Raw genomic sequence first — 17,061 nt, 5'->3', positions numbered from 1 at the left:
GCGATCGAGAAGGCGCGCCGATCAGCTCGGCCGCACCAGCACGTGCTTCTTCTTGCCGAGCGAGAGCTTCACTACGCCTTCCGGGCCGAGGTCCTGAAGCGTGACGACGCGCCGGTCGTCAGTCAGCGGTTGGTCGTTGACGCGCACGGCGCCGCCCTGGATATGGCGGCGCGCTTCGCCGTTCGAGGCGGCCAGCCCGGCTGCGACGAACAGCGCCAGGATGCCGATCCCGGCTTCGAGGTCCGATCTGGCGACTTCGACCTTGGGCAGCGTGTCGGCGAGCGCGCCTTCCTCGAAAGTCTTGCGCGCCGTCTCGCTTGCCGTCTCGGCCGCCTCGCGGCCGTGCAGCATGGCCGTGATCTCGGTGGCGAGGATTTTCTTCGCTTCGTTGATTTCCGAGCCGCCGAGCTTTTCCAGCCGCGCCACCTCATCCAGCGGCAACGTCGTGTAGAGCTTCAGGAAGCGGCCGACGTCGGCATCCTCGGTGTTGCGCCAGTACTGCCAGAACTCGTAGGGGCTCAGCATGTCGCCGTCGAGCCAGACCGCACCCGAGGCCGATTTGCCCATCTTGGCGCCCGACGAGGTGGTGAGCAGCGGGGTGGTCATGGCGAAGAGCTGCACGCCCTCCATGCGGTGGCCCAGGTCGATGCCGTTGACAATGTTGCCCCACTGGTCCGAGCCACCCATCTGCAGCCGGCAGCCGACGCGCTTGTAGAGCTCGACGAAATCGTAGGCCTGCAGGATCATGTAGTTGAATTCGAGGAAGGACAGCGACTGCTCGCGGTCGAGCCTGAGCTTCACGGAATCGAAGGCCAGCATGCGGTTGACGGAGAAATGCCGGCCCACATCGCGCAGGAAATTGACGTAGTTGATCTGCATCAGCCAATCGGCATTGTTGATCATGAGCGCGTCGCCGGGGCCGTCGCCGAATTTCAGGTAAGGCGAGAAATTGCGGCGGATGCCGACGAGATTGTCTTCGATGTCCTGCGGTGTCAGCAGCTTGCGCGCCTCGTCCTTGAACGACGGATCGCCGATCATCGTGGTGCCGCCGCCCATCAGCGCGATCGGCCGGTGGCCGGTCTGCTGCAGCCAGTGCAGCATCATGATCTGGATCAACGATCCCGCATGCAGGCTCTTGGCTGTGGCGTCGAAGCCGATATAGGCGCTGACAATTTCCGTGGCGAAGAGCTTGTCGAGGCCGGATTCGTCCGAGATCTGGTGGATGAAGCCGCGCTCGCTCATGATGCGCAGGAAATCGGATTTGAAGGCGTGCATGTTCTCTTCCTGGAGATTGCCGGGCACCAAGACCAAGCTGGATATGAAGGCGCGCGTTTAGCATCCAACCGCCGTTAGCAAAAGTGGTTTCCAGTTTCGCGTCCGATCGCGCGGGCCCCGGCGTATCCTTGCTTCACCCATCTTGCTGGCGTAATGGAGGCGCCGCGCAAAGACAGGCGCCCACGCGCCGCCACGGGGCTATCCCGCAGTTTCAGATCGGACGAGCTCCCGCGATGAACAGGAACTATCTCTTCCTCTTTCTGTTCAGCATCGTCATGACCTTCGCCGGTCTGGCCAGCCTGCCGCCGGTGGATCGCGATGAATCCCGCTTCGTCCAGGCGACCAAGCAGATGGTCGAGACAGGCGACTACGTCGACATTCGCCTTCAGGACGTCACGCGATACAAGAAGCCGATCGGCATCTACTGGCTGCAGTCGGCGGCGGTGGCGCTGAGCGGCGAGGGGGCCGCGGCGCCGATCTGGGTCTATCGCCTGGTCTCGATGCTGGGCATCGCGATCGCGGTGGTCGGCATCGGCTGGACCGGAACAAAACTCTTCGGCGCCAATGCCGGGCTGGCCGCTGGCCTGATGATGGCGGCGATCTTCGCCACCGCCTTCGAAGGGCGCGACGCCAAGACCGACGCCATGCTTCTCGCCTGCTGCGTGATCGCGCAGGGCGCGCTGGCGCAGGTTTATCTGGCCGCCAAGCGCAACGAGCCGGTTCCCGGGCACCTGCCCTGGATCTTCTGGATCGCGCAAGGCTTGGGCATCCTGATCAAGGGTCCAGTTTCGCCGTTGCTGTCTCTGCTGACGGCAGCGGTCCTCTTTGCCTTCGATCGCGATTGGCGCTGGCTCACCAAGATGAAGCTGGCGCGCGGCGTGGCGATGGTGCTCTTGATCGTGCTGCCGTGGCTCGTCCTCATCACCTGGAAGAGCGGCGGCGCCTTCTTCCAGGAAGCGGTTGGGAAGGACATGCTGAACAAGGTCGCGCAGGGCGAGGAATCGCACGGCCTGCCGCCCGGCTTCTACATGCTGACTTATTCGCTGTTCATGTGGCCATTCGGATTGATCGCGGTCGGCGCCGGGCTGCAGGCGATCAACCGGTTCTGGGACGATCCGCGCCTGCGCTTTTGCCTGGCCTGGTACATCCCGTTCTGGCTGCTCTTCGAGGCAATCCCGACCAAGCTGCCGCATTACGTGATGCCGGCCTATCCGGGCATGGCGCTGTTGATCGGCTGGCTGCTCACTCTGCCGGCGGACCAGGCCAACGCGCCACTGAAGCGCTGGCAGACATGGCTGTGGTGGGCGACCGCCTTCGGCCTTGCAGTGGTGGCGATCAGCCTTGCCGTGGTCTGCGTCGGCGCGCCGCTTTATCTTGCCCAGACCTTCTCCTGGTGGAGCATACCGGCGGCGGTCTCCGCTCTCGTCACCGGCTATCTTGCTTTCCCGCGGCAATTGCAGGTGCCGCTTCCGCGCATCGCCGCAATCGCGGTCGGCGCCGGAATCACCTTCAGCCTGCTGTTCGGCGTCATCGCGCCGTCGCTGAAGCCGATCTGGCTTAGCTCGGCCATCAAGGCTGCGGTCGACGCCAACCGGCTTTGCGACACAACCGTGCTTGCCTCGGCGAAGTTTCAGGAGCCCAGCCTGGTCTTCCTGGTCGGCACCAAGACCTTGCTCACCGACGTCGAGGGCGTGGCGCGGCATCTGCTCGACGATCCGTCCTGCGCGCTTGGGCTGGCGCCGATCAAGGACGAGCAGAAGCTTGCCGATGTCCTGGCCGCCCAGGGCAAGTCGGCCAAGCGCCTGACCGAGATCGACGGCATCAACTATTCGTCAGGAGACAAGCTGTCGCTCGGGCTTTACCGGGTGGCGCCGTGATGAATAGCGTCCGATATCGAATGCCTCTATAGACTCGCGCTATAGCCATGTCCGCCGCGCCCCTTGCCCTTTACCGCCGCTCGCTCGGCAATTTCCGCGACACGATCTCGATCGTGATGCGGCGCTTTGCCGTGCGGCCGGCGCGCTATCCGCGAATTCTATGGAGCGTCTGGCTCATAGCCTGGGCGCTGCTTACCGTGGCGGTCTTCCTGCGCCTCGACGCCGGGGCGGGCGAGATGCGCGGGGAATGGTCACCCGGCTTCGTGCGCTTCACCGATTTCTTCACGCAATTCGGCCTCGGCGGCTGGTATCTCATCCCGGCGGCGCTTTGCCTCGTCGCCGCCAATTTGACGGATTGGCGCGGCCTTTCCCGGCAGCGTCGGATGCTGGTCTACAACTGGACCTGCTTCGCCTTCCTGGTGCTCTGCGCCGCCGGTCTGTCCGGTCTTGCGGTGAACCTGTTGAAATACGGCATCGGCCGCGCCCGGCCGCTCTATTTCAACGATTTCGGCGTCCTGTCGCTGCATCCCTTCGCCATGGACGCGCGCTTTGCCGGCTTTCCGTCCGGCCATGCCACGACAATGGGAGCGGTCTTCGGCATCCTGCTGCTCTTGTTCCCGCGGCGCTGGTATATCGCGCTGGCGGTCACCGCCTGCATCGCCTCGACCCGCGTCTTCGTCGGCGCGCATTATCCGAGCGACACGGTCGCGGGCTTCGGCCTCGGGCTGGCGTTTGCAGTGGTGTCGGGGCTGGTGTTCGCCCGGCTCGGTTTCATCTTCGGCCAGACAAGCTCGAAGCTGCCGGTGCGCAAGCGGACATTCCGGCTGGCACCCTTCCGTGCGCCGAGACACAGGGTTTCGATGGCCGGCGAAAACGGTGAGTTAGGCGCCGACCGGACGCCAACCCATTAAAGCTCTTCGACTGTACAACTGTCCCGCTTAGCGCAGGCGCTTCGGCCTCGGATCGGCGAGCTCGCCGGCCAGGCGCCGGTCGAGATAGTCGGCGCATTCATGGATCAGCAACTCGGCGTCATTAGCGAAGAAGTGGTTGGCGCCGGGCAATGTCTTCTGGGTGATGGTGATGCCCTTCTGCGTATGCAGCTTGTCGACCAGGCCCTGCACGTCCTTGGGCGGAGCCACCTTGTCCGCATCGCCATGAATGATCAGGCCGGATGACGGGCAGGGCGCCAGGAATGAGAAATCATAGGTGTTGGGCTGCGGCGCGACCGAGATGAAACCCTCGATCTCGGGCCGGCGCATCAGAAGCTGCATGCCGATCCACGAGCCAAACGAATAGCCGGCGACCCAGCAGCTCTTGGAATCCGGATGCAGCGACTGCACCCAGTCGAGCGCCGCGGCCGCGTCCGACAATTCGCCGGTGCCGTGGTCGAATTCGCCCTGGCTGCGACCGATCCCGCGGAAATTGAAACGCAGCACGGTGAAATCGCGCTTCTGGAACATGTAGAAGAGGTCGTAGACGATCTTGTTGTTCATCGTGCCGCCGAATTGCGGGTGCGGATGCAGCACGATGGCGATCGGGGCGCTCTTTTCCTTGGAGGGCTGATAGCGTCCCTCCAGGCGACCAGCCGGACCGGCGAAAATGACCTCAGGCATAAAATACTCCACGTGGCATATGAATGCGCTAGCCCGGAACTCTTTCGGCCCTAACTGTCCTGCGGCCCCAAACCTTCCGTGGCCTTGACGCCGGGCGAGCGTCTTCCTAGAAGCTAGTTTAGAATTGTTCAAAACTGGGAGGCCGAAACCCGATGGTCCGGCCGCCCGCGCCGCAAGCCGGGTAAATAGGACGGCTTGCCTTGCAATTTCAAGGAAATAACGCGCTATCCTCGCGGGATAGTTGGCGGAAGGACGAACTGAGCGAAAATGGCCGCAACCCGCGCCTATCTCGACTACAACGCCAGCGCGCCGCTCATTGCGGAAGCGCGGGCGGCGATGGTCGCCGCGCTCGATGCCGCCAATCCGTCATCAGTCCATACTGAAGGACGTGCCTCGCGCCGACTGGTCGAGGACGCGCGCCGCGACGTGGCGCGACTGGTCAACGCCAGGCCCGAACATGTCGTCTTCACCTCCGGCGCCACCGAAGCGGCCTCGACGCTGCTTACGCTCGACTGGCAGATGGGGCGCGGCGCCATCCGTATGAGCCACCTTTACGTCTCGGCGGCCGACCATCCCTGCGTCCTGAATGGCGGGCGCTTCGCGCCGGCGCAGGTGACGAGGATCGGGGTCGACAGCAACGGCATCGCCGATCTCGAGGCGCTTGCCGCCGCGCTCGCCCAGCATGACAAGGCGGCCGGCTTGCCGCTGGTGGCGATCCATGCCGCCAACAACGAGACCGGCGTCGTCCAGCCGGTCGGCCGCATCGCCGAGATCGTCAAGGCCGCCGGCGGGGTTCTGGTGGTTGACGCCGTGCAGGCGGCCGGACGGATTCCGCTCGATATGTCAGCTCCTTATGCCGACTATCTGATCCTGTCCTCGCACAAGATCGGCGGTCCTAAGGGCGTTGGCGCGATCGTCGCCGCGTCCGACCTGATGATGCCGCGGCCGCTGGTCAATGGCGGCGGCCAGGAGAAGGGCCACCGCGCCGGCACGGAAAACGTCGCCGGGATTGCCGGTTTCGGCGCCGCCGCGCGGGCGGCACTTGCCGGCCTCGACGACATGGACGCCATTGCGCGCCGACGCGACGAGATCGAAGCCATCGTGACTGAACTGGCGCCGGACGCGGAAATCTTCGGAAATGGCGTTCAGAGGCTTGCCAACACGACATTCTTCGCTATTCCGGGCATCAAGGCCGAGACGGCGCAGATCGCTTTCGATCTTGCCGGCGTCGCTCTGTCGGCGGGCTCGGCCTGTTCGTCGGGAAAGGTTGGGCCAAGCCATGTGCTGAAGGCCATGGGCCGTGGCGACAGCCTGGGCGGGTTGCGCGTGTCGATCGGCCGCGCGACCGGCGCCGAGGAGATAGAGGCCTTCCGGGCCGCGCTGGCGGGCATTGTCGCGCGCCGTGCGGGCAAGGAAGAAGCCGCCTGAGGGCGGCGAAGACGAATTCAGGCCCTGCGGCCTGGTAGAGCCGTGCGTTTTGTCCTGGCCGGGTGAATTTCCGGCGGAAACGCACTATATGGAGCTTACTCCGTTGCGCACCCCTGCTGGGATGCGACCACAGCGGTGCCATAGTTTGAAAACTGCCGGGCCTTGACCCCGGCGTGGATGGAGAACGCTTATGCCTGCTGTGCAGGAGACGATCGATCGAGTCCGAAAGATCGACGTCGACCAGTATAAATACGGATTCCAGACAGAGATCGAGATGGACAAGGCCCCCAAGGGCCTGAGCGAAGACATTATTCGCTTCATCTCGGCCAAGAAGAAGGAGCCGGACTGGATGCTGGAATGGCGCCTGGGGGCGTATCGCCGCTGGCTGACGCTGGAAGAGCCGACATGGGCGCGCGTGCACTATCCGAAGATCGACTTTCAGGACATCTATTACTACGCCGCGCCGAAGAGCACGCCGGGGCCGAAGTCGCTGAGCGAAGTCGACCCTGAACTGCTCAAGGTCTACGAAAAGCTCGGCATTCCGCTCAAGGAGCAGGAAATCCTGGCCGGCGTGCAGAAGCCCGCGGTAGCGGACGAGGAAGCGGAGATAGGCGACAACGTCTACAAATCCGGCCGCGTCGCGGTCGACGCCGTGTTCGATTCGGTTTCCGTGGTCACCACCTTCAAGGAAGAGCTCGCCAAGGCGGGCGTCATCTTCTGCTCGATCTCGGAAGCGATCCGCGAGCATCCGGAACTGGTGAAGAAGTACCTCGGTTCGGTCGTGCCGACCTCGGACAATTTCTACGCGACGCTGAATTCGGCCGTGTTCACCGACGGCTCCTTCGTCTTTGTCCCCAAGGGCGTTCGCTGCCCGATGGAACTGTCGACCTATTTCCGCATCAACGAGAAGAACACCGGCCAGTTCGAGCGCACGCTGATCATTGCCGAGGAGGGGGCTTACGTCTCCTATCTCGAAGGCTGCACGGCGCCGCAGCGCGACGAGAACCAGCTGCATGCGGCGGTGGTCGAACTGATCGCGCTCGACGATGCAGAGATCAAATATTCGACGGTGCAGAACTGGTATCCGGGCGATGCGGAGGGCAAGGGCGGCGTCTACAATTTCGTCACCAAGCGCGGCGATTGCCGAGGCGACCGTTCCAAGATCTCCTGGACGCAGGTCGAGACCGGCTCGGCCATCACCTGGAAATATCCGAGCTGCATTCTGCGCGGCGACGATTCCTCGGGCGAATTCTATTCGATCGCGGTGTCGAACGGCTACCAGCAGGTCGACAGCGGCACCAAGATGATCCATCTCGGCAAGAACACGTCGAGCCGTATTATCTCCAAGGGCATCGCAGCAGGCTTCTCGCAGAACACCTATCGCGGTCAGGTCTCGGCGCATCGCAAGGCGACCAACGCGCGCAACTTCACCAATTGCGATTCGCTGCTGATCGGCGACCAGTGCGGCGCGCACACCGTACCCTACATGGAAGCCAAGAATGCGACGGCGAAGTTCGAGCACGAGGCGACGACGTCGAAGATCTCCGAGGACCAGAAGTTCTACGTCATGCAGCGCGGCATCCCTGAAGAGGAAGCGATCGCGCTGATCGTCAACGGCTTCGTCAAGGACGTCATCCAGCAACTGCCGATGGAGTTTGCCGTCGAGGCGCAGAAGCTGATCGGCATCAGCCTCGAAGGCAGCGTCGGATGAACGGAGATAAATGGTTCAGGCCGAAGCGCCACGGCTATGGCGCGACACCCGACAATTGGAAAGGCTGGGCTTTCGTGGTCGCCTTGATCCTGATTGCTGCCGCGCTGTCGGTAGGTCTGATCAATCTCGGTGCGCCTGCTTGGCTGATCATCCTCGTCGTCATTGCCCTGACGGGCGCAACCATCCCGCTCATCAAGGCCAAGACGGACGGCGACTGGCGCTGGCGTTGGCATTGAATTTGGACGGATAGTTTTGGAACGGAACGAAAATGCTTGAGATCAAGAACCTCCACGCCCGCATCGTCGATGACGGCACCGAGATCATCCGTGGCCTGAACCTGACGGTGAAAGCCGGCGAGGTCGCGGCCATCATGGGGCCGAACGGCTCGGGCAAGTCGACGCTGTCCTATATCCTCGCCGGACGCGAGGACTATGAGGTCACCGAGGGCGACATCCTCTACAACGGCCAGTCGATCCTCGAAATGGATCCGGCCGAGCGCGCCACCGCCGGCATCTTCCTGGCCTTCCAGTATCCGATGGAGATACCGGGCGTGGCGACAATGGAATTCCTGAAAGTGGCGATGAACGAGCAGCGCAAGGCACGCGGCGAGGAGCCGCTGAAGGTTCCGGAGTTCCTGAAGCGCGTGAAGGAAGCGGCCGCCTCGCTCAGCATGGACATGAACATGCTGAAGCGGCCGCTCAATGTCGGCTTCTCCGGCGGCGAGAAGAAGCGTGCCGAGATCCTGCAGATGAAGCTGCTCGAGCCAAGACTCTGCGTGCTGGACGAGACCGATTCCGGTCTCGACATCGATGCGCTGAAGATCGTGTCGGACGGCGTCAACGCTTTGCGTTCGCCGGAGCGCGCCATCGTCGTCATCACCCACTACCAGCGCCTGCTGGAGCATATCGTGCCGGACTCGGTGCACGTGCTCTACAAGGGCCAGGTGATCAAGTCGGGTGACAAGTCGCTGGCGCTCGACCTCGAGGCCAACGGCTATGCCGGCGTGATCGGCGAAGCCGCGTGAGATGGGAGCGGTCGAGGCAAGAACGATGAACATGCACGCACAGCCCCAGCGGACCTTGGCCGAGACGGCGCTGATCGATGCCTTCGGCGAGCGGCTGTCGCAGCTGCCCGGCGACGGCGCGGTGATGGTCAAGCGCGACGACGCGATCGAGGCGATCAAGCACGGCCTGCCGACGCGGCGCGTCGAATCCTGGCACTATACGGACCTGCGCCGGCTGCTGACCTCGGTGCCGGCATTCGAAGCGGGCGCGGTTGTAAAGGCGCTTGCGCCGGTTCTTGAAGGGTCGGTCGTGCTTCCGGTGCTGAACGGCGTCTCCAACACCAAGCTGCCGGATATCGAAGGCGTCACCGTGCAGCGCCTGTCGGAGAAGCTGACCGACGGCAGCGTCGCGCCCGGGCTCGAACGCTATGGCGACGACGACGCGATCGGCGCGCTGAATACGGCTTTCGTGGCCGACGGCTTTTTCGTCGATATCGCCGACGGTGCCGAGTTGGAAAAGCCGGTCGAATTGCAGAACCTGCAGGCCGGCGGCCAGTCGCATGTGCGGCTCTTGGCGCGTGTCGGTGCTGGCGCCAAAGCGGTGATCGTGGAGCGCCAGACGGGTGAGGGCGACGAGGCGCTCGTCTCTTCGGTCAGCGAGCTCGTGGTCGGCGACGGTGCCGAGGTGACCTGGCTGATCGTGCAGGAGCAGCCGGAGACGGCCACGCATCTCGCCCAGTTCAAAGCGCATATCGGCAAGGACGCAAAGCTGACGCTCTTCGTAATGAACGCCGGCGGCAAGCTCGTTCGCCAGGAGGTCGTCGTCAGGACGACGGGCGAGGGCGCCGATTTCAAATTGCGCGGCATCAACCTTCTCGCCGGCGACACGCATACCGACACAACCATGGTGCTCGACCACGCCGTGCCGCACACGACCTCGACGGAAGTGATCCGCAACGTGGTGACAGGCAAGGCGCGCGGCGTCTTCCAGGGCCGCATCAACGTGCATCAATACGCGCAGAAGACCAACGCCAAGATGGCTTGCAACACGCTGCTTCTGTCGGACGACGGCGAGTTCTCGACCAAGCCGGAGCTAGAAATCTTCGCCGACGACGTTGTCTGCGGCCATGGCGCCACCGTCACCGAGATCGACCACAACCATCTGTTTTACCTGATGGCGCGCGGCATCGACGAGAAGTCGGCGCGAGGCCTGCTGGTGAAGGCGTTCGTCGCCGAAGTAATCGAGGAACTGGATGACGAGGCGCTGGTCGAAGCGCTCGAAGAGCGGCTCGACGGCTGGTTTTCGACGCACGGGTAGCGGCTTCCCCTTCCCCTTGTGGGAGAAGGTGGAGCGGCGCGCAGCGCCGAGACGAATGAGGGGTGCTGGACGGAGTGAGGCGGTGCCTCGAGAGAGCTTGTGATGGACCAGAAGATCGAAACCACCCCGTATGACGTCGAGGCGATCCGCCGCGACTTCCCGATCCTGTCGCGCCAGGTCTACGGCAAGCCGCTGGTCTATCTCGACAACGGCGCTTCGGCGCAGAAGCCGCAGGTGGTGCTCGACACCATCCAGCACGCCTATTCCCAGGAATATGCCAACGTCCATCGCGGCCTGCATTTCTTGTCGAACGCCGCGACCGATGCCTATGAGAACGCCCGCAAGTCGGTACAGCGGTTTTTGAATGCGCCGAGCACCGACAACATCGTCTTCACCTCCAACACCACCTCGGCGATCAATACGGTCGCCTATGGCTGGGGCATGCCTCGGATCGACGAGGGCGATGAGATCGTGCTGTCGATCATGGAGCACCACTCCAACATCGTGCCGTGGCATTTCATCCGCGAACGGCAGGGCGCCAAGCTGGTGTGGGTGCCGGTCGACGATCTCGGCGCCTTCCATATCGAGGAATTCGAGAAGCGGCTGACCAACCGCACCAAGTTGGTTGCCATCACGCATATGTCCAATGCGCTGGGCACGGTGACGCCGATCAAGGAGATCGTGCGGATCGCGCATTCGCATGGAATTCCCGTGCTCGTCGACGGCAGCCAGAGTGCGGTCCACATGCCGATCGACGTGCAGGACCTCGACTGCGATTTCTTCGTCTTCACTGGGCACAAGGTCTACGGCCCGTCGGGGATCGGCGTGCTCTATGGCAAGAAGGACAGGCTGGAAGAGATGCGGCCGTTCATGGGCGGCGGCGAGATGATCGAGGAGGTGACGGAAGACATCGTCACCTACAACGAGCCGCCGCACCGTTTCGAGGCAGGCACGCCGCCGATCGTGCAAGCGATCGGGCTGGGCGCGGCGTTGGACTACATGGAAAAGGTGGGCCGCGAGCGCATCGCAGCGCATGAAGCCGACCTCAAGACGTACGCGCATGAGCGGCTCAGGGCGATCAATTCTCTGCGCATCTTCGGCGACGCGCCTGGCAAGGGCGCCATCATCTCGTTCGAATTGCAGGGCATCCACGCGCATGACGTGTCGATGGTGATCGACCGGCAGGGCGTTGCCGTCCGCGCCGGCACCCACTGCGCGCAGCCGCTGTTGAAACGCTTCGGCGTCACCTCCACATGCAGGGCATCGTTCGGCATGTATAATACCATGGCTGAAGTCGACGCTTTGGCCGAGGCGCTGGAAAAGGCGCGAAAGTTCTTCGGGTGATGATGATGAACGATGTGAGCGCGACCCAAGAGACTGCTCCGGAAACGGCTAGCAACGGCATCGTCTCCGCCTCGGAGATTCCCGCCGACGAGTTGGCGCGGCTGACCGATGACATCGTCTCGGCGCTGAAGACGGTCTACGACCCGGAAATCCCGGCGGACATCTACGAACTCGGCCTCGTCTATAAGATCGACATAGAGGACGACCGTTCGGTCAAGATCGACATGACGCTGACCGCGCCCGGCTGCCCGGTGGCGGGCGAGATGCCTGGATGGGTGGAGAACGCGGTCGGCGCCGTCGAGGGCGTGTCCGGCGTCGAGGTCAACATGGTGTTCGACCCGCCATGGACGCCCGACCGCATGTCGGAAGAGGCGCAGGTCGCGGTCGGGTGGTATTAGGCGAGCACAGGCTGGCGCACTTGCGCCAGTGGCAAAACTTCACCATTTTAGGTGAGAATCATTCGGCAGGCCTTGAACCTGCAGGGAATGGAGAAGGAAAAGCATGGGACGCTTTGCCGTCATCACGATGACCGAAAAGGCCGCCGACCGCGTGCGCGAGATCGTCGCAGCGCGCGACAACGCGCACGGCATCCGGCTCGGCATCAAGAAGGGTGGTTGCGCCGGTATGGAATACACCGTCGACCTGGTGACTGACCCGAACCCCAAGGACGATCACATCGAGCGCGACGGCGCGCATGTGTATGTCGCGCCGGAAGCCGCGCTCTTCCTGTTCGGCACCGAGATGGATTTCGAGCAGACGACGCTGCGCACCGGCTTCACATTCAAGAATCCGAACCAGAGCTCGGCCTGCGGCTGTGGCGAATCCGTTGAATTGAAGCCTGCCGACCTCAAGGCGCTTGCCGAGGCGCGCGCTTCGGCCTGACCAAGCCCGCCGGCGCTTCCGCTCAGTCCGGCAGCGCGGCAATAACGACCAGCTCAACAACAAGATCGGGCTGCGCCAGCGCAGCGACGCCGATCACTTCCGATGGCGGCGGGTTGTTGTAGCTGCAGTGCTTCGGGCAATGTTCGGCAAAGAATTCGTCCAGCACGTCCAGACGGAAGTTGGGCGAGCTGAGGACGCCGCCGGACGGAAACGGCCCTTTGACGTAGAACGTCACCTTGACCAGATGGTCGAGCGAGCTGCCAAGTTCCTCCAGATCGGACTTGATATTCGCAAGGATTTCGCGCCATTGCGTGGCCGCGTCACCCACGGCGCCGCCCTGATGTTTCGAGGGATCATAGTCGTCGACGGTGGCTGTGTTGCCGGAGAGAAAAACATATCCCTTCGCGCCCGAGACCACCGTCCCCTTGCCCCAAGGCATCAAACGATCGCCTTTGAATTTCTTGTGCGTCGTGAGGTTCATTTCTGCTCCTGTCGCCAGATGGTTGCCTTGACGCAATTCCGGGTGGAACACCGATGGGCGGTTTTGGTGGAATTGCTCTAATCAACCCACATGCCCGTGCGCTTGTGCCAGTCGGCGATTGATTCCTCTGGATAGACCTCGAAGACCTTGTCCTTCTTGCCGACCACTGGCTCGACCCAGTTCGCCTTGTATTTCAGCATCAGATGCACCTTTTCCGGTGGCTTCGGCAGGTCGGTGTCGATTGCCGAGGCGAAGGGATGGACAAGCTCCGGCCAGGTCGGGTCGTAGAGCCAGAGCGCCGAGCCGCATTTGCGGCAGAAATTGCGCTCGCCGGTCGAGACCTCGCAATGCGGATGCTCGTCATCCTCGATTTCGGCGCGATAGACGCCAATGCTGCGCTTGCCCGCGATTTTCAAGGTCTCGTAGTCGGCGCCGAGATTGATGGCGAAACCGCCGCCGCCCTGCTGCTTGCGGCAGATCGAGCAGTAGCAGAGCATAAACGGCACGGGCGTGTGGCTTTCCACCTCGAAGCGGACAGCGCCGCAGCGGCAGGAGCCTTTGAGCAGGACGGGCATGGCGGGAACTCCGATTCCAGGTTTCAACCTGTCAGCATGCTTTTGGTTGCGGCGATGACAAGGCCGATGACGGATGAGATGATCGCGCCATGGATAACACGCGACTTGAAGAACTGTTCGAAAGTCTTGGTCCGATCAGCATCCGCAAACTGTTCGGCGGCAAGGGTATCTATTGCGACGGCGTCATCGTCGCGGTGGTGGTGCGCGGCGAGCTGATGCTCAAGGCGGATGAGGAAACCATTCCGGTTTTCGAGGCCGCCGGCTGCGGCCAGTGGACCTACACCGGCTCGCGCCACGGCAAGGCGGTGGCGATGCCCTATTGGAGCGTTCCCGACCAGGCTTTCGACGATCCTGACGAGATGGCCGTGTGGGCGCGGCGGGCTTATGAGGCGGGACGGCGGGCGGGGAAATAGGCGCTACAGCGCCTTTGCTATCTCCGCCGCCAGCCGCGCATTGTTCTCGACCAGCGCTATATTCGTCTTGAGGCTGCGGCCGCCGGTGAGTTCCAGGATCTTCGACAAAAGGAATGGCGTCACCGCTTTGCCGCTGACGTTCTGCGCCTGGGCCGCCTTCTGCGCGGCCTCGATATAGCCGGCCATTTCGTCAGCCGGGATCTCGTCATTCTGCGGCACAGGGTTGGCGACCAGAATGCCGCCTCCCAGACCCAACGCCTGGCGCGTGCGGTAGAAATGGGCGATGTCCTCAGGCGCCTGCAGCGTCAGAGGCGCGCGGAAGGGCGACTGCCTGGACCAGAAGGCGGGCATCGTTTCGCTGCCATGGCCGATGACCGGCACGCCGCGTGTTTCGAGCACCTCCAACGTCTTTTCGATGTCGAGGATCGCCTTGGCGCCGGCCGAGACGACGATGACTGGCGTGCGCGCCAGCTCATCGAGATCGGCTGAGATGTCGAAGCTTTTTTCGGCGCCCTTGTGGACACCGCCGATGCCCCCGGTGGCGAACACCTTTATCCCGGCCATATGCGCGGCGATCATCGTCGCCGCGACCGTGGTGCCGCCCGTGCGCTCTTGAGCGACTGCGAAGCCGAGATCGGCGCGCGACAGCTTCATTGCGTCGCCGGTCATGGCGAGCGATTCGCGTTCGCCGTCGGAGAGGCCGATCTTGATGCGGCCGTCGACCACGGCGATCGTCGCCGGCACCGCGCCGCCCTCGATGATGATCTGCTCGACCTTGGCGGCCATCGCGCCATTGTCGGGGTAGGGCATGCCGTGGGTGATGATCGTCGATTCCAGCGCCACCACGGGCCGGCCGGCGGCAAGCGCCTCCGCCACGGGCGGGTGGACATCGACGAAGGGGCGGGCGGTTTCCGGCGTCATGGCTGTTCTCCGGCAAGGAGGAATTGGATCGTGGTCGCCCTATGCCACCTCCCGTGCCTCCGGCACAAGGGCAAGCGCCTGCGTGAAGTCGGCGGTCGTGAAGGATGGCACCGCCTCCGGACTCTCGATGGCGAGCATCGCCGCCGCGACGCCCTCGCGCAGCGCGGCGCGCAGCGGCAGTCCGCGCAGCAGGGCGGCGACCGTCGCGCCGGTCAAGGCGTCGCCGGCGCCGGTTACATCGGCGATCCGGCGCGGCGCAGGCGGCTCGATTTCAAAGATGCCGGTGTCGTCAAAGCCCAGCACCGGGGCGTTGCCGGCCGTAATCACACCGGCATCCAGCCGACATGCCTAAGTGCGTCGACAAGCGTGGTCCCAGACAATTCGGGACCGACCAAAGCGGCGGCTTCGCGGCGATTCATGAAGAGCAGCGACAGATCTTTGAGCAGCGGCGTCAGGCGGACGACCTTGGCCGGCGAGACGGCGATGGCAAAGACCGGCCGGCCGCCGGCGAGCGCCACCAGACGCTCCAGCGCCGCCGTCGGCAGGTTGGCGTCGCACAGGATGGCGTCGGCCGCGGCGATCGCCTCGCGCACCTTGGAACGCCTTATCTGCTTGGGAAAGGCGAGATCATAAAGCGCCATGTCGGCCAGCCCGACAATCAATTCGCCCTCGGCGTCGATCAGCGCCGTGTAGCTCGGCGTTGTGCGGTCGAGGAACACCACCGAGAGGTCCGTTATCCCCGCGCTGTCGATCGCCGAGGCAACCGAGTCCGCCGCCGCATCGCCGCCGCGCACCGAGATCAATGAGGCCGACACGCCGCGCTTCACCACGCTGCGCAGGGCGTTGAAAACGACGCCACCGACATCCTCGCGCATCATGCCGGGATTGGAGGCCGCCGGCACATAGGTGCCCGAGACCTGGCCACGCCGGTCGATATGGGCGCCGCCCAAAGCCAGGATCGTTGGGGCCAGGATAGTTGGGGATGTGGGCATTTCGGGTCAGTGACTTTCATTGATCGTGCGGCTGCGCACACTAGGTTCCATCGGGTCGCCCTGCAATCGGAGTCGCGATTCGGATGGCCGGACATCGAAATCCCTTCTGGACCAGCGGTTCTGGTTTGCCCTATCCCGGATGTATCCCCTTCGAACATGTGAGAATTTTCCGGCCGGTTGCCCAGCCGCGCGCCTCTCACCATATACGGTGATTCCCTTGCATATTGACGAACCGGCGCGGAGGTTGAAGTAATGCCAATAAAATGGCGGGGTCCGGGGGAGCAAATGGGGATTGTTGATCTTCGCAGGTTTGGCGACGACCAAATCGTGATTCACTATGGCGGCGAACTTACAAGTGTTGACGCCTATACGTTCGCCAATTCTCTCGTTGCCTTTGCCGACACGCTGCGGGCCGTCAACGGCGTACTGAACCCCGGCCAGAATATTGAAATTCGGCTCGACGCCGTTGGAACTGGAAGTTTCCGCGCTCGGATTAAAAAGATCAAAAAGGGGCTTGGGGGATTCTGGTCACGCGCGCCGGAGCAACTCTTCTGGGCCGTCTTTGCCGCAGTTGTATTAACCCCTTTGGTTACCGACAAAGAGACGGTAGACGTGTTTGATGACCGCGTCGAAATTCATCGCGGCGGCGACACGATCATAATTTCTCGGGAAGCCTACGAGCAGCTTCCTAACGTCCGGCATAACCCAGAGGTGCAAAAGCACCTCCAACGGGCGTTTGAGGTGATAGAGCACGATGAGGCTATCGAGAATTTCGGGGTCACCCCCAAAATCGATGACCCTCAACCGCTTGTCCAAATTCCTCGCGACGAGTTCGCCCGGCTCGCCTCCGGTCCAGACCTAATCGAGGGGGACGGATCAAAGCGTCGCTCGCGCAAAGAGAATGCTCGCTTAGTCATCCTCAAGGCATGGCTCAAAGGTGGAAAACGGAAATGGTCATTCGAGTGGAATGGCGTGCCGCTTTCGGCCCCTATCGCTGACTTGGGTTTCCAAGGGCGCCTTGACAGACACGAGCAACTAATCGGCAACGGCGACGCTATGGACGTGGTTCTTGAGTACTACCAGGATTTTGACGAATCGATCGGAACGTGGGTCAATGACCAGCATTCTTTCGTCGTGTCGACCGTGGTAGAGTATCTTTCGCGTGGCGGCGCACAGGGACAGATACTGAATGGCTCATAATCCCGAAAAGCGGTTCGACCGACTTTTA

The 17,061-nt window shown here is 63.0% G+C and carries 17 protein-coding genes and 1 pseudogene; 12 read left to right on the top strand and 6 right to left on the bottom strand.

The genetic code is table 11. The features are described 5' to 3' along the window. Positions 1 to 21: 21 nt before the first annotated feature. Positions 22 to 1,275 (bottom strand): tyrosine--tRNA ligase, encoded by a 1,254-nt coding sequence (tyrS, locus tag P9272_RS14730; RefSeq protein ID WP_128257276.1) that lies wholly within the window; start codon positions 1,273 to 1,275, stop codon positions 22 to 24. Between the two features lie 233 nt (positions 1,276 to 1,508). Between tyrS and P9272_RS14725 the strand changes: the two genes are divergently transcribed. Both P9272_RS14725 and P9272_RS14720 read left to right on the top strand, forming a co-directional pair. Next, on the top strand, positions 1,509 to 3,152 hold the full coding sequence (locus P9272_RS14725) for a glycosyltransferase family 39 protein (RefSeq protein ID WP_278161094.1): 1,644 nt from the start codon (positions 1,509 to 1,511) through the stop codon (positions 3,150 to 3,152). A gap of 47 nt (positions 3,153 to 3,199) precedes the next feature. Then, positions 3,200 to 4,063: a phosphatase PAP2 family protein gene (locus P9272_RS14720; RefSeq protein WP_278161093.1), complete on the top strand. Its 864-nt coding sequence runs from the start codon at positions 3,200 to 3,202 to the stop codon at positions 4,061 to 4,063. Between the two features lie 27 nt (positions 4,064 to 4,090). On the opposite strand, the gene P9272_RS14715 is transcribed toward P9272_RS14720, so the two are convergent. Beyond that, positions 4,091 to 4,765: an alpha/beta hydrolase gene (locus tag P9272_RS14715; protein ID WP_095818525.1), complete on the bottom strand. Its 675-nt coding sequence runs from the start codon at positions 4,763 to 4,765 to the stop codon at positions 4,091 to 4,093. Positions 4,766 to 5,032: 267 nt separating this feature from the next. On the opposite strand from P9272_RS14715, the gene P9272_RS14710 reads away from it, so the two are divergent. The 8 genes from P9272_RS14710 to sufA all read left to right on the top strand — a co-directional run bounded on the left by P9272_RS14710 (position 5,033) and on the right by sufA (position 12,451). Then, positions 5,033 to 6,193 (top strand): cysteine desulfurase family protein, encoded by a 1,161-nt coding sequence (locus P9272_RS14710; RefSeq protein WP_278161092.1) that lies wholly within the window; start codon positions 5,033 to 5,035, stop codon positions 6,191 to 6,193. 190 nt (positions 6,194 to 6,383) lie between these two features. Continuing rightward, the gene (gene sufB / locus P9272_RS14705) at positions 6,384 to 7,904 is read left to right on the top strand and encodes a Fe-S cluster assembly protein SufB (protein WP_278161090.1); all 1,521 of its coding nucleotides are present in this window, start codon (positions 6,384 to 6,386) and stop codon (positions 7,902 to 7,904) included. Then, positions 7,901 to 8,140, top strand: a complete 240-nt coding sequence (locus P9272_RS14700) for a hypothetical protein (RefSeq protein WP_128257271.1) — start codon at positions 7,901 to 7,903, stop codon at positions 8,138 to 8,140. The genes sufB and P9272_RS14700 overlap by 4 nt, the downstream gene beginning before the upstream one ends. Before the next feature lie 32 nt (positions 8,141 to 8,172). Further along, positions 8,173 to 8,928, top strand: coding sequence for a Fe-S cluster assembly ATPase SufC (gene sufC, locus P9272_RS14695; RefSeq protein WP_278161088.1), 756 nt, complete (start codon positions 8,173 to 8,175; stop codon positions 8,926 to 8,928). 25 nt (positions 8,929 to 8,953) lie between these two features. Next, positions 8,954 to 10,225, top strand: coding sequence for a Fe-S cluster assembly protein SufD (gene sufD, locus P9272_RS14690; protein WP_278161086.1), 1,272 nt, complete (start codon positions 8,954 to 8,956; stop codon positions 10,223 to 10,225). A 102-nt stretch (positions 10,226 to 10,327) separates the two neighbouring features. Then, positions 10,328 to 11,569: a cysteine desulfurase gene (locus tag P9272_RS14685; protein ID WP_128257268.1), complete on the top strand. Its 1,242-nt coding sequence runs from the start codon at positions 10,328 to 10,330 to the stop codon at positions 11,567 to 11,569. Positions 11,570 to 11,574: 5 nt separating this feature from the next. Continuing rightward, complete coding sequence (locus P9272_RS14680) at positions 11,575 to 11,967, top strand: SUF system Fe-S cluster assembly protein (protein WP_278161085.1); 393 nt, start codon at positions 11,575 to 11,577, stop codon at positions 11,965 to 11,967. A 103-nt stretch (positions 11,968 to 12,070) separates the two neighbouring features. Further along, entirely contained in the window at positions 12,071 to 12,451 is a 381-nt protein-coding gene (gene sufA / locus P9272_RS14675) for a Fe-S cluster assembly scaffold SufA (RefSeq protein WP_278161084.1), read from the top strand. 22 nt (positions 12,452 to 12,473) lie between these two features. Here the strand turns inward: sufA and P9272_RS14670 are convergent, their stop codons facing one another. Both P9272_RS14670 and P9272_RS14665 read right to left on the bottom strand, forming a co-directional pair. Next, positions 12,474 to 12,932, bottom strand: coding sequence for a RidA family protein (locus tag P9272_RS14670; RefSeq protein ID WP_278161083.1), 459 nt, complete (start codon positions 12,930 to 12,932; stop codon positions 12,474 to 12,476). 77 nt (positions 12,933 to 13,009) lie between these two features. Continuing rightward, positions 13,010 to 13,507, bottom strand: a complete 498-nt coding sequence (locus tag P9272_RS14665) for a GFA family protein (protein ID WP_128257264.1) — start codon at positions 13,505 to 13,507, stop codon at positions 13,010 to 13,012. Between the two features lie 89 nt (positions 13,508 to 13,596). Here P9272_RS14665 and P9272_RS14660 point away from each other — a divergent pair, with 89 nt between their 5' ends. Continuing rightward, positions 13,597 to 13,920 (top strand): TfoX/Sxy family protein, encoded by a 324-nt coding sequence (locus tag P9272_RS14660; RefSeq protein WP_278161082.1) that lies wholly within the window; start codon positions 13,597 to 13,599, stop codon positions 13,918 to 13,920. A 3-nt stretch (positions 13,921 to 13,923) separates the two neighbouring features. Here the strand turns inward: P9272_RS14660 and P9272_RS14655 are convergent, their stop codons facing one another. Both P9272_RS14655 and P9272_RS14650 read right to left on the bottom strand, forming a co-directional pair. Next, the gene (locus P9272_RS14655; RefSeq protein ID WP_278161081.1) at positions 13,924 to 14,841 is read right to left on the bottom strand and encodes a pseudouridine-5'-phosphate glycosidase; all 918 of its coding nucleotides are present in this window, start codon (positions 14,839 to 14,841) and stop codon (positions 13,924 to 13,926) included. Positions 14,842 to 14,880: 39 nt separating this feature from the next. Further along, positions 14,881 to 15,833 (bottom strand): annotated as a pseudogene (locus P9272_RS14650) (carbohydrate kinase family protein). A 285-nt stretch (positions 15,834 to 16,118) separates the two neighbouring features. Here P9272_RS14650 and P9272_RS14645 point away from each other — a divergent pair. Next, positions 16,119 to 17,033, top strand: a complete 915-nt coding sequence (locus P9272_RS14645) for a hypothetical protein (protein WP_278161080.1) — start codon at positions 16,119 to 16,121, stop codon at positions 17,031 to 17,033. Positions 17,034 to 17,061: the final 28 nt, after the last annotated feature.

The organism is Mesorhizobium sp. WSM4976, from assembly GCF_029625685.1.
GTDB lineage: Bacteria > Pseudomonadota > Alphaproteobacteria > Rhizobiales > Rhizobiaceae > Mesorhizobium.
The sequence above is the reverse complement of the archived record's forward strand: the minus strand, read 5'-3'. Positions and strand labels throughout refer to the sequence as shown.